Origin of the sequence: Kutzneria sp. 744 (assembly GCF_000568255.1) — a bacterium.
Classification (GTDB): Bacteria; Actinomycetota; Actinomycetes; order Mycobacteriales; family Pseudonocardiaceae; genus Kutzneria.
In genome coordinates, this window is the sequence record NZ_KK037166.1 from 2,724,976 (window position 1) to 2,738,406 (window position 13,431).

7 protein-coding genes and 1 pseudogene are annotated in these 13,431 nt (G+C 67.1%); 4 read left to right on the forward strand and 4 right to left on the reverse strand.

The genetic code is table 11. The annotated features are described in order from the left end of the window. Both KUTG_RS12045 and KUTG_RS58350 read left to right on the forward strand, forming a co-directional pair. Positions 1-610 (forward strand): CHAT domain-containing protein (locus KUTG_RS12045; RefSeq protein ID WP_198047118.1); only part of this gene is annotated, 610 nt, incomplete at its 5' end. A 955-nt stretch (positions 611-1,565) separates the two neighbouring features. Next, positions 1,566-1,787, forward strand: a complete 222-nt coding sequence (locus tag KUTG_RS58350; RefSeq protein ID WP_157494484.1) for a hypothetical protein — start codon at positions 1,566-1,568, stop codon at positions 1,785-1,787. Between the two features lie 36 nt (positions 1,788-1,823). On the opposite strand, the gene KUTG_RS12050 is transcribed toward KUTG_RS58350, so the two are convergent. Together KUTG_RS12050 and KUTG_RS12055 are read right to left on the reverse strand one after the other, a co-directional pair. Then, a complete protein-coding gene (locus KUTG_RS12050; RefSeq protein ID WP_043716826.1) occupies positions 1,824-2,738 on the reverse strand; it encodes an IS3 family transposase in 915 nt (304 codons plus the stop codon). Continuing rightward, entirely contained in the window at positions 2,738-3,061 is a 324-nt protein-coding gene (locus tag KUTG_RS12055) for a transposase (RefSeq protein ID WP_043716801.1), read from the reverse strand. Before KUTG_RS12055 ends, KUTG_RS12050 begins: the two co-directional genes overlap by 1 nt. A 79-nt stretch (positions 3,062-3,140) precedes the next feature. Between KUTG_RS12055 and KUTG_RS12060 the strand changes: the two are divergent. Further along, positions 3,141-4,229 (forward strand): annotated as a pseudogene (locus KUTG_RS12060) (tyrosine-type recombinase/integrase); the annotation flags it as partial. A gap of 277 nt (positions 4,230-4,506) precedes the next feature. Here the strand turns inward: KUTG_RS12060 and KUTG_RS12065 are convergent. Both KUTG_RS12065 and KUTG_RS12070 read right to left on the reverse strand, forming a co-directional pair. Beyond that, complete coding sequence (locus KUTG_RS12065) at positions 4,507-7,734, reverse strand: NACHT domain-containing protein (RefSeq protein ID WP_052394373.1); 3,228 nt, start codon at positions 7,732-7,734, stop codon at positions 4,507-4,509. Positions 7,735-7,983: 249 nt separating this feature from the next. Beyond that, positions 7,984-9,186 (reverse strand): hypothetical protein, encoded by a 1,203-nt coding sequence (locus KUTG_RS12070; protein ID WP_157494485.1) that lies wholly within the window; start codon positions 9,184-9,186, stop codon positions 7,984-7,986. Positions 9,187-9,365: 179 nt separating this feature from the next. On the opposite strand from KUTG_RS12070, the gene KUTG_RS12075 reads away from it, so the two are divergent. Further along, a complete protein-coding gene (locus tag KUTG_RS12075) occupies positions 9,366-13,421 on the forward strand; it encodes a hypothetical protein (protein ID WP_043716827.1) in 4,056 nt (1,351 codons plus the stop codon). The last annotated feature ends 10 nt before the right edge of the window (positions 13,422-13,431 follow it).

Genomic DNA, 13,431 nt, shown 5'->3' on the forward strand with positions numbered 1-13,431 from the left:
CGCCGCTCGACGACGACAGCGCACGAATCCCGGCGGCAAGCCGGTAGTGCTCTTCTCCAGCGACGAGGACGGCACACGGCGGGCCCTGCCGCTGGCCACCGCCGAGGCGAAAGCCTTGGCCAAGGGGCAGAGTGTCACCCCGTTGGACGCCAGCGCCATTAACCGGGAGAGTCTGCTCTCGACGCTGGCCGAAGCGTCCGAACTGCACGCCGCCCTGCACGCGGTGTCCGATTCGGACGATCCGTCGAGCAGCCGCCTACGTGCGGGCCCGACCCGGGTCACCGTGACCGAGATCGCCGCTCTTCACATCGAGCAGGCGTGGCTGGCCTATCTCTCCGCTTGCGAGACGACCTTGACCACCGCCGAACTGGCCGACGAGGCGATCCATCTCACGGCCGCCTTCCAACTGGCCGGTTTCGCCCATGTGGTCGGGACATTGTGGCGGATCCCCGACGCCGTAGCCGCGCGCGCGGCCCGGACATTCTACCGGTACCTGTCCGATCCGGCCCAGACGCCCGCATCGGCCGTACACCGCACCGTGCTGGATCTGCGCGCCCGCTACAGTGATTCGCCAGCCACCTGGGCCGCTCATCTCCACATGGGCGCGTGAGCACGTCCGCCAAGGTCAGTTCTGCCCCCCGATCGAACACCACGGCCGTCCAATGTTGTGGTCGCCACCCTGAGTGCATGCACCCGCTTATCGAACCGGGCGACGCTGTCGCGGCGAAGTCATGCCTTGCCTGTGGGTTCCATAAGTCCGTCACCGGAGCTAACCAGTAGCTCGACGCGACCCTCTGCGCGCCAATAACTCCATCCACGCACGTCGGCACCCATGTGCGACGCCCACGAAACAGCGTCGGGTGGTGTGTAGCGCCACAGCCTCACAGATCAGCGGCTCCCCAATACCTTGACGCGGCCGGGGAGCACGGCGGGGAGCAAATGGGGAGCAAACACGTGCGCTGAACGGTCCCCAACTGCGTACAACGACCCTGAACGGATCCGCGCCGACCTGCGGAAGTCACATTTCTGCAGGTCGGCGCATTGTGGCGTCCTTGGTTCACACCTATGGGCTCTTCCAACTGCGCTCAACGGACCTCAACTGCACCGAACCGCAGGTCAACGGCCTTGAACGGACGTGCTGCCGGACGCGAGGCTCGCGTGAGCACTTAGGACTTCTGAGAGACGTCGACGTCGACTCCGTTTTGAAAGCTTCAAAAACGCACTTATCTGTCAACGAGTGGCTCAATCTTGTTGAAACTGGCCATCCTTGACCGTGTCCACCAGGAGATGCGGCGACGGTGGGCGCAGCCAAATTTGCTAGACAACAGTCCTACGGTCGTCGTTCTGGTCGACATTTATCCACAAACACTCCTATCGACATGTCCATACGACAATGAATCTAGTCGCCACGGTTGACAAGTGGATCCGGCTCTGCTGACACTTGCCACAACGATGTGCAAGTCGATGTCACCTCGGTTCTCCAACCGGCTCGACGCCCCGACGCCACGTCCAAGCCTCCGAGGCATTCCGCTTACCTCCACCCGACGACACGCCAGGAGAAAACTGTGGCATGGATTGAACAGTCAGGGGCCAACACGTGGCGCGTACGCTACCGGCGCCCAGACAACACGACCGGCTCCATCAACGGATTCCCCAGCAAACGCGCGGCCCAAGACCACGCCGACAACATGGAAACCGACCAGCGGCGCGGAACCTGGATCGACCCCGCCGCCGGCCAGATCACACTCGACGAATGGATCGTCGACTGGCTCGACGCGCTGGACTGAGGTTCACCCCGAACGGTGGACATGGGCTTACACAGTTCACGCAACCGCTGGCAGTGACCGCTCGTAGACATCGGGACTGACCATCCCGATCGCGGAGTGTCGCCTCACACTGTTGTAGAAACGAACCCACTTGTCAACCGCAGCAACGAGTTCCGCCTTAGTGGCGTACACGTGCCGGTAGTATTGCTCGTGTTTGAACGTCGACCAGAACGACTCCGCTGGGCTGTTGTCCCAGCAGATCCCGGTCGCGCCCATCGACCGACGCAGCCCATGCCGGAAACACGCCTGCGCCGTCAAATGCGCCGTGAACTCCCCGCCACGGTCGGAATGCAGAACTGTGCCATGGCACCTGCCGCTGCGGGCGGCCACCGCGGCGTCGATCGCGTCGGTGACCATCTCGGCGCCGATATGGTCAGAGATGCTGTGGCCCAACACTTTCCGAGAGTGCCCGTCCCGGATCGCGCACAGGAACATCTCGCCCTCGCCACAGGTCAGATACGTGATATCGGTGAACCACACCGCGTCCACCCGCCCCTGGTCGAACCCTCGCTCGACCAGATCGGGCGGGAACGACGCCGTCGAATCGACCACCGTCGTCTTGACCTTGAACGTGCGCGGGCTGATGCCCTCCAGCCCGATCGAGGCCATGATCTTGGCGACGGTCTTCGCCGTGACCACCTCGCCCTGGTCGCGGAGCTCGGCGGTGATCCGCGGCGACCCGTAGGTGCCGTGCGAGTCCTTGTGCGCCTGGGTGATCTTCACCTCGAGGTCCGCGCGGCGCTGCTGTCGCGGCGGCAACACCGTCGCCGCGACACGTTTGGCGTGCGCGTAGTAGCCCGACGTCGACACGCCCAGCAGCCGTGCCATACGCAGCACCGAGAACCGCATGCGCTTCGGTGAGGTGGAGCCGGCGGTCTCAGCGAGGTCGTCGGGGCCGGCGTACTTGGCCATCAGAGCGAACCGTGCTGGTTCTTCTGCATCGCGGCAAAGTACGCCGAGGCTTTTGACAGGAACGCGTTGTCCTTCTCCAGCTCGGACACGTGTCGGCGCAGGCGCTGCAGCTCGGCCCGCTCGGCCGCCTCCAGGGGTATGTCCCCGGTGGCCTCGGCGGCGGTGATCCGGCGTCGTTCGTCTTTGACCCAGACGCTGAGCATGCCCGCGTCGATTCCCAGCTCGCGGGCGACCTCGCTGATCGTGCGGCCGGAATCGATCACGCGGTGGGCAGCCTCGACCTTGTACTCGGCCGTGTAGGACCGGCGCTTGCGAGGAGGCATGAGGACATCCTTCCAGCAGGACTGCTGGTCCTGCTAACTCGGTGTCCACTACCCGGGGTGAACCTCAGACGTCGACACTCGCACCGAAGACAACTACCGCAGCATGCTGCGCAACCACATCCAACCCCGCTGGGGCACCACAGCACTCGCCGACATCACCAACCTGCAAGTCCAGGGCTGGGCCAAACACCTACGCGCCATCCCCCGAGCGCCAGACACCGTCGCCGGCATCATGAAACTGTTGTCGATGCTGATCACTGACGCCGTTGACGAGAAGCTGATCGCGGCCAACCCGATCCGTCCGCGCCGACGAGGACGCCGCCGCCAAACAGAACGTCGCCGCGAGCAAGTCTGGGCCGAGCCAGACGAAGTGCTGCGCCTGGCCGACCAGATCGCCGCGCACTACGGACCAGGTGGCGCGGTGCTGGTAGTGACCGCGGCGTGGAGCGGCGCACGCTGGGGCGAGTTGACCGGACTACAACGGCCGAACTTGCACTTGTTCGACGACGACACCGGCCACATCGACGTCGACCCTGTGATCGGTGCCCTGCACGAGTCCTGCGCCGGTCGGCTGTGGCTGGGCCCGCCCAAGACCGCTGAATCGGCGCGCACCATCACGCTGCCACCGTTCCTGGTCCGCCTGCTGCGGGCACACCTGGAATCGCACGACCACCGGCACGTGTTCACCAGCCCAGACGGCGAACTCCACAGGCGCAGCAACTTCTCCCGCCGCGCGATGCGACCCGCCGCGGACGGCACCACCCAGGCAACCACCGACGGCATGCGCCTGCGCCCGGCAAAGCCCGACCTGACCTTCCGCGGGCTACGCCACAGCAACAAGACCTGGATGATCGCCGACAACGTCCCAGAGATCGCCCAATGCCTCCGTCTCGGCCACGTCCTCAAAGACAAGGTCCAACAGACCTACTCCCACGTCGCCAGCGAGGTCGAACACCGGGTCCTGGAGCGCCTCCAGCGCCGCTGGGACACCGCCGTCGGCAACGCAACGACCGAGTTCGACACCAGCTGGCGGGCTCGCACCCGCCTCGACGCACTCTCCTCAGCAAGCACACCTCCCCCAGCGTTTGACCGCCCAGCCGACCTCGTACGCACCCCATGCGAGGGCACTCCAGCGTCACGGCCCTGTCGGGTCGTGTTCTCGGGATAGCTCCCCACCGCCGTCACACGACATGACTGACGGCCGCCAGTCGCAGGTGATCACTCCGGACGTGCCGTCCTCGTCACCGCCGTGGCAGAGTGGCCCGCGACCGATCAAGCGCCGATGCCTGTTGATGACCTGTACGGATGCATTTCACGGCATCTACAGGGTCAGAAGACTCGGTTCATTCGGTGTAGCAGCGGGTCACGTATCGCCCGGTAGGGAGCACCGTGGTCAGGTCGATCGGTATGCGAGTGTGCAATACTTCGGTGCCGGTGCGAGCATTCTACTCAACGCCACCAGCGTCGCGTACCCATCCGCTCTCCTGATCGTTTTCAATACTGCCAAACTCGCCGTTTCCCTGCTCACCAAGGGGCGTACCGCTACTGGATCCGCTTTGTGCCGAATCGAGCAGTGCTTCAGCCATCTTCACTAGCCCCTGGTCGTCTTGGCCGGATTCCTCGTTGGCGATCTGCCGAATGCGCGGAAGCGCGTCGGCGAGCCAGTCCGCCGGAAGCCGATGGCGATGGGCTGTCAGCAAGGCGAGGACGATCGATCGGTATCTATGCCGCATCACGACGTGCAACGGCGAAATTCCGTGCACCGCGACGTGCAAGCAGGTGTCGAAGGCATCGGACAGGTCGTCATGTCTGTCCGGCTCACTGAGCTTACGCCACAGCGTTATCAGCGCGCCAGCAGCCGAAACCGGCTTTCCGGCCGATCCTCGGATGTGGAAAGTGAACACCCCGTCCTCCAGGTCCGGGGACAGTGCGTCCAGCGTATAGATGAGGATTTCGTCATCCAGGATGCCCTGAAATCGACCCTGTTTCCGCACATAGGTGTAAGCGCCCTGCACCCAGGTCAACCAGTTGTCGATTGCGGGATCCACCCTGTCGAAGCTAATGTCACACGACCAGAGGAGATCAGGCTCCCACGCTGCGCGGTGCAGCTTCCCCATCTCGGTGGCTCGACGCCGCCTCAAAGTCACCGTTCTGACATCACCGGTCTGTCCTCGGTCAACGGTGAACATGCGGAGGAGTTCCTTCCAGCCCTCCACCGGCAGTTGTGACCGCCACAGCATCGTGAGGCGCTGCCATTCGGCGACCGTGTCGGCCCCATCCGGAAACAGTTTCACCAGATCGAGCTCGGCGGCCGCGAGCACGTAGAGCACGACGAGATTCACCGAATAAGCCGCGTGGCGGCCTGGCACCAAGACGGGATGAGGTTCATAGTCCGCGAACAGCGTGCTTCGCCTCGGCATCAGCGCCTGGCCGCACAAACCGAGTAGCACGTCCTGCAACAAAGTCCGTTCGACGGAGCTTGCCTCCCGCAACTGGTCGGCCAGGAACGAAACTGTCGACGCTCGCATCGTCAGCGGAGCGTACGACAACAAGGCGTACAGGAACGAGTCGTCGATCGAGTGCCGACGCCGCCGGGCATTCGACAACGCCAACGCGTCCACCAGATCGAACAACTCCCGGCCGACGAGCCGCGCGACCAGGTACTCACCGAACGTCGCGTGCAGGAACTCGTATGTCCTGAGTTGATTGTCGTCCTGGACCGCCTTAGCCTCGTGCACGAAGAAAAATCTGCCCAGCGTGATCTGCGCTGGCGTGAGAGCAGCGCGCAGGCCGGCTGGTCCCACCGGGGCACCAAGCAGAGCGGTCAGGTCCTGGTTGATTTCCGTCTCGGTCACCCACTGCCGGGACCTGTTGAACATCGAGAACGCCACGACCGCAAGCCGCAGCAACTCCTGATCGACGGCCTCGGCGAAGGCGGCCGGGTCCAGCTCCGTGCCGGTCTTGAGCACTTCGCGGCGCGCGAACCGGGTCAGCAACCGCTCGTACAGCTCGGTCTGCCCGATCGTGGCGCTCTCGTGGCGAAGCGCGTTCTCCTCAGCGTCGTACAACGCCAGCATGAGCAGCAGCAGAGGCTGGCCGACCAGTTCCCGATGAGCCACGAGCGATTCGATCGACAGCGGCAACAGTTGCCGATCGACGAAGTAGTCGTGATTCGCCGAATTCCAGACATCCAGCCACAGGGCGACCTCCTGGTCCTGGAAAGGCTCCAACCGTACCGCGACGGTGCCTTCCACGGGCCGCGCCCGGTCCGCGACGGCGGTGCGACTCGTCACCAGCACCGCGACCGGCCGCCCCTGAGCAGCCTCCCGCTCCTGGAACAGGGCGACCTTCTCCAGGTAGTCCGACTGGCTCGCACCGGTCGCCTGGAGCAACTCGTCGAAGCCATCCAACAGCACGACGGGTAACGCGTTCTCCGCCGTGCGCGCCAGCTCCGGCCAGGAGAGGCCCTCACCCGTGGCACCCCGGGCCGCGGACTCGATTTGGGTCTGCAGGTCGGCCTCGGCGCGGGCGTCGCGGAGCACGACGCGAACCACCAGATACGCGGGCGACGACAGGCGCGCCGCGAGCACCTGCGTGAGTAACGACTTGCCCGAACCGGGTTGTCCCAGGACAAGCAGCGGTGCCCTCGTGGCCCGAGGCGAGGTGAAATGACCCAGCAGAAAGCCCGGCAGATCGTCGCGGACGGCTGTGGCGGTCCACCAATTCTCGTCGGAGATCGTGTCGGACTCGCGCACCAGCGCCACCCGGAACCGGGGGTTGACGTAGGCGGCGGCGAGCGACGGGATGCTCAACCCGCTTGGCACGTCCGCCGCGGCTAGGATCGGCCGATCCAACACGTCTCGGTAGTGGCGGGCCAGCGCGTGCGGCCCCAGGGCTGGTTCGTGCCGCGTGAGTTCGACCAGCATCGTTTCAATCTCGGCCAAGCCGGTGCTGACGGCACGCAGCTGGTGGCGGGTGGCCTGATGATCGACCAGGTTGATCCACAAGGCCACCTCAGGGCAGTCGATGGCCAGTTGCCGGAACAGTTCCTCATACCGGCGACCGGCCTGCACCGGCACCCGCGCCAAGATCTCCTCGTCGCTCGACGCACGCCTGCAGTCGTCGAGGTGTTGCCACTGGTCGGAGCTGTGCACCAACTCGGCGACTCGGTTGGACAAGGCGGCATAGAAGTCGATTGAGAGCTGCAGCGCGTCCTCGTAGGCCAGCCAGGGCGAGGGCATGGGCAGTTCGGTGGTCAGCAGCGATGAGGCTAGTCGCCGAAGCCTGTTCGGGTCGCCCCGGCGACCGGCAGGCGGGAACGGCGAGTCGCTCAGGTACGCCGGCAATATGCTCTTCGGCGCGACTGGCAGCGCCACGGTCGCCAACACCTCGAAGTAGGCCGCGTACACAATCACGGCATGGGCCGCGGCCAGCCTCTCGGTTCGATCGAACCGGCTGAGCCGGCTGAGTCGATCTGACAACCCGGTAACGAGTGACCTGCTCAGCCGGGCGAGTTCGGCCTTGGGATCGAACAGGTTCACCGCGAATCCGAACCCGGCGGCCGACGCGGCCAGCAACAGGCCCCCGGTCAGGCTGTCAAGCGCGGCGAGGACGGGGTGGTCGTGCTGGCCGAGTATCCGGACCGCGTCGCGATAGGTGATCCCCCGAGCCATACGCCGCCTCCACCAGTGCCGCACCGTACTTACAGTCGGTCCGGACTAGCGATATGTATCAACGATCGGCGCCGGAGCCGCCCGGGCACCGCGCCTAGTCCCAGCCACGCGGAGAGCACTGCCGACATCGTGACGGACATAGTACCTACGGATCCGCGACAGGCGTGTGTCAACCTTGGCAACCCGTGCTGGCCCAGGGCACGGCGACCGCGCTATGTCCGTGCAGGTCACGAGCGACGTTCGCGAACCCTACCGGTCAATCAGCGTCGGCACGACGAGCTCGGGCATGCGTGCGAGCACATCAGGTTCCGGCGCGTGGAGCAAATGATGCAGCTCGCGCCGCAGGTTGGCGGCGAACTCACCTGGACACGAGCTCAGCTGTCGCCCGGCGTCGGCGTAGCGGCCGACGACTTCCGGGGCCGCAGCGGCGAGTAGCTGGGGTTCGAGAGGCCGATCGTCGGCCAGTTCGGGCACCACACGCCCGAGGAGCGCCCTGGCGCTGCCTGGCTCGACTTCGCCGGAGGCAAAACCCGCGGTCAGCAGCGTGGCCGGGGTGCGGGTGGCGTAGTGCAGCACCGAACCATGGTCACCGATGACCCAGTCGGCCGCGATGAGCGCAACCGCCCAGTCCTGGTCGGCCGGCACCTTGCGCACGCCGGCCGCGTAGAGCCGCCCGAGCGTCGCGTCCAGCTGCGCGCGCCAGGCGTAGTCGAGGTGGGGGTGCATGATCACGATGATGCGGTAGCGGTCGGGCGGCAGTTCGCGCACCAGACGGTCCAGCACTTCCGGTCGATTTCGCCACAGCGACTGGGGTCCCGCGGTCGACGTCACCACGACGAGCTTCATCCCCGGCTCGACCCCAAGCAGCTTGCGGTAGTAGTCGCGCAGATGCAGATGCGCGTCGATCTGGTCGACGAGCGGGTCACCCATCACTCGCACCGTGTCCAGCCAGCGGTTCTGCTCCCGTGCGAAGGGCGCTAGCTGGTCTTCGTGCGCGACGACCAGCCTGGTCGCGATCTCACGACCGTGGCGTTGGAGCGACTCCCCGCCCAGCCCGTACTGCTGGCGCGGCGTTTCGGCTCCCAGGCCGAGTCCGCGGGGCGTCGTCTTGTCGTTCAGCGCCCCGTGCGTCAGCTTGACCACGGGGATCGTGAGCGTTTCCAGGCCGCCGAACGCCGCCGCGAGCGCGACGCCGAAGTTCGGCTGCAGGCCGTTGAGCAGCGTCTTCCAGTTGATGATCTCGATCCCGCGCGCTGCCAGCGACTCCGCCACTCCCCCGTTGTAGTGGTCCGGGCCGACGGTGAAGTGCCACCGCACGTGCGGGTTGCAGTACGCCAGCGCCTCGTAGATCGGCAGCAGGCGGTTCGCCGTCACGGCCGTGTGCAGGACGATGAGCCCACGGTGCACGCCGTTGAGCTCCTGCATTGGCCGCAACTGGTCGTCCGCCGTCACCTAGGGCTCCGGCGGGCAGCGCGCCGCGGCGGGCGGCCGCGGCGCTGACTGGAGCATCCGGCCGCGGCGTCGCCGGCGGGCCCGGCGAGGTGTCGGCGGAGTGGCATAGCGCCACGTTCCGATGGTCAGCCGGTGACGAGAATGTTCGTGCGCCATCGGCTTTCCCGCACCGGCCGGCCATGGCCCTGACCTGCGGCGAGGCCACGGCGCTGGCGAACGATGTGCACCCGCGTGCACCATGGCGTGATCCGGTCGCACGGGAAGCCGAGGTGTCGATGGCGTTGCCGCAGATGGTGCACCGCCCCCAGACGCACCTGCTCACGGACGCCGACTCCGTCGCCGTCGCGGTGGACCGGATGCTCGTTCATCTGAAGTCGACCAGGAACATGGGCCTGGAGCAGGTGTCGGCCAAGGTGCTGCTCGTACTGGAGAAGCACGCCGAGAAACTGCCGCCCGCGCCGGGGTGGGGGCCGTCCGACGGGTCGATCTCTAGATCGACCTGGCGCCGCTACCGCATCGGGGCCACCAAATGCCACCCGTCGGTGGTCAGAGCGCTGGCGATCGCCGCCGAAGTCACCCCAGGCGACATGGCGGTGCTCAACCGGTTGCTGTCGCCGAACGCGCCGGCCGGACTGCGACCGCGAGAACAGAATGCGCAGGTCCTGGTCGAGCGGCTGAACAACCGGGCGGTGCGCGAGGTGACCAGCCGCGGCGGCCGTGCCAAGCCGTTGCGCGACCTGTACGTGCCGCGTACCCCAGAACAGCCCTTGCTGCGCGACGTACTCGCCGGAACGTCAGGCTGCGTCGCAGGCGAGGCCGGAACAGGCAAGACGAGCCTGCTCTGGAGCCTGCAGAGGCAGCTCGCGGGGGCACAGCGAAGACCGATCATGCTTCGGGCAGTCGACCTCATGACCGAACACGGCAGCCTGACACCGGAGGTGCTGGACGACGCGCTGGCCTCGCCCCACCGCGTGCGCCGGGTCCTGCTGCTCGACTCGGTCGACCTTCTCCTGCATGAGGTCGCCGATCGCGACGTTCTCGACGTGGTGATCTCAGCGGCGGCTCGGCGGCAGGTTCCGGTCGTGATGTCCTGCCGCACCTCAGAGATGTCGGCGCTGGACGACGTCTGGACCGCTCCGAGCCGCCGGAGATGGGACCTGGGCGACTACGACCACCGCGAACTGCGGGACGCCGTCGCCGCGCTGAGCTCGGCGTACTACCGCGGCCACGCCGAGATCGACCACCGACACATCTACGACAAGGTGTTGCAGGCCGTAGTCGACGGGCTTCCGCTGAAGGAGGTCTGCGAACGGCCGCTGACACTGGGCATGCTGTTCGAAGTGGCGGTGGACAACGAGCCGGATATCGAGGTCGACGCCGACGAGCTGATGGACCGGTTCTGGGAGCATCGGGTGCCGCGGGACGACCGGTTGGGCATGTCCGGCGAGGCGGCGGGATCCGAGGCGGCGGCGGACTGCGGTCCGGTGGCCGAAGGTGTCGCGGAGCACATGCTCGTCGAAGGCCGACCCGAAGCGCTGCCACGCGAGCTGGCGTCCATCCGACTTCGCGGCGGTGCCCGTCGCAAGGACACGCCCCGCGCCGTGCGACTGCTGCGCAGCCGTGGCGTGTTCGTCCGGGGCGGCCAGGACGCTCCCGTGGCGTTCTTCCACCAGGTGGTTTTCGAACACGCGGCGGGCCGGCTTCTCTCGGGCATGCCGACCGGCGGGATCGACGGACTGTTGGACCTGCTGACGGACAATCCCGACGACGCGTACCGGATCGCGGTGGCCGAGCAGGCGCTCGTGCAGATCGGCCGGAGTCGAGCGCCGGACGGGATCGGCGGCCATCTGCGGCGACTTCTCCGGCAGCAGGAGTCCGCGCTGCTTTCCTTGGGACTGCGGGTCTACGCCCGGCTGTGGGACCCGGACGCCGATGTACGCGCCGTCGTGCGGGACACCTTGCGCACGTGCGCCAAGGAACTCGCCATCCAATATCTCAGCGCGTTGCCCGCGACCAGGCACGCCGTCTTCGACGGGCGTTCCCCTCGGCTGGCCGAGGAACTGCGAGTGCTGTGGGGCCGGGGCGAGCCCGAGGTGCGCAAGGCACTCGTCGACGTGCTGCTGCGGCTCGTCAACAGGATGCCGGCCACCGTCGCGGAGTTTGTCGACGGAACCTGCGCGGATCCGACCGGCTGCGCGGAGAAACCGTGTGGTTCGGCGGACTGCCTGTGGTCGTCCCTGAGCACCAGGCCCTGGGCTGAGATCGTCTTGAACAACAATCCGGTCGGCCGCCTGCTGGAGTCCCTGGCCGCGACCCATCCGGACCGGACCTGGAACCGGTTGACGCATTTCTGTGCACGCGCGGCCCGCGCCGCACGCCCAGCCGTCATGGCCAGATGCCTGCGCCTGGCCGCGCGGTTCGTCGCCGACCGTCCCGCCGCGGTCTGGGAGTTCCAGCTGAAGATCGATCGGCTGCGCCCGAAGGGCAAAGCCAGTGGGGCGGGGAGCCGGGACTGGGTGGAGGTCGACCAGGCGCTGGCCGTACTGCTGGCGCACCGCTGGCGGACCGATGACCTCGCGAGTCGGGAGGCGCTGCTCGCGATGGTGCGATCGACCATCGGCAAGGGAGCGTTGAATTCCCGGCAGCGCGTCACATTACTCGCGATAGGCGAGTGTGCCTCCGATTTGACCGAGGCCGAGGCGACCAGGCTGTTGGACGGCGTCGTGGACGACCTCGACCAGGGGTCGGTGGAGATCACGGCGAAGGTCGTGCTTCGCCGACTGCTGCTTCGCGACGGCGCCGACGAAGTCCGCGGCTGGGCGGCCGCCGCGTTGCGAGTGTTCGCGGACGCGGAGATCAACGAGCGGGCCGGGCTGGCCGCGAGGTTCGTCCGCAGCGCCCTTGACCACGACAGCGTTCCCGACACCCTCGTGGCCGAACTGGTGCGCCTGGCGTGGCCGCGCAACCGCCCTTCGATGAGTGACGAGGGGTTCTGGTTCGACAACAAGCGCATGAGCGCGTTGACCGTGCAGGCGGCGGCCGGCGGACACCGGATCGCCTGGCGGGCACTGAAGCGCCGCCGACAGGCCCGGGCGGCCGGCGATGACCCGGGTGCGCCCGACGTGGTCGTCGATCGTCGTTGCCGGCGCACGAGCCAGCGGGACCTCCGGTTCCTGCATGAGCTCCTCGACGACTGCCTCGTGCTCGCCGACGTCCACTGGCTCGCGCAGATGGTGGACAACGACCTGCACCCGGCCCGCGACGACGATCTTCGGTCGATCGATCCCCGCGCGCTGGACGTGCTCGACTCGCACATCGACCGGCTGGACGGGATCGTCGACGCGGCGCTGGCCCGCCGGGCCGATCGGAATCTGGTGAGCTCCGCGCTGAAGCTGCGGATCTTCCTGGTCACCCACCGGCTCGGGCTCGTTCCGCCGGCGGCGATGCTGGTGGACCGCCTCTGGGTCGTCAAGGACCACAAGCTCATCGCCCTGCTGCTCAAGCTGCTGCAAGCCGTGCTCGACCGGCGGGACGCGGTGCCGTGGACGTACGAGGACCGGCAGGCACTAGACGACGCGCTGGTGCGGGTGCGGACCGTAGCCCACGCCGCGGGCGCCACGGACCAGCCGACGCAGCAGGGAAACGCGCTGGCCAAGCACTGGCGGGCGATCGAGCGCGACTGCCGGCGATGCGCGATCACGCTCACCGCACGGCTGAGCCAGCTGGACACGGCGGACCAGCGGAAACAGGCGGTGCTGCGCATCCGCGGTCAGATCGCCGAGCTGACCGACGTCGACGACCTGGTGCGGGTCCGCGGGCTCATCGAGTCGTTGGTGGCGCTGGACTCCGCGGCCGCGGCGGATCTGTTCGTCGCGGTGGTCGAGCGGACCGGCGCCGACTCCGCGCAGGGATACGACAGCCATGCCGTATCCAGGCTCGTGTACCGGTGGTGGCAGGTGGTCAGTGTGCTCGTCGGCGGTGCGTCGTACGAGGTCTGGGCCAATGTCCTGGGGCGGCTGCGGGACGGTCCGTGGCAGTTGTTCCACCGGTTCGTTGAGATCAGCACGAAGCGGCGCCACGAGGACGAGGTGCCCGCGGACCTGAAGCGCCATGCCGGGCTCAGCCGGCACCGCGAGCGCGCGCTGCCCGCGGTGGAAAAACACGTTCGGCTGCATCGCCGGCAGCGGGGCGCGCCCGCAAGATGGACCGGACTGCGCGAGGTGCCCCTGGAATAGGGACGTGTCC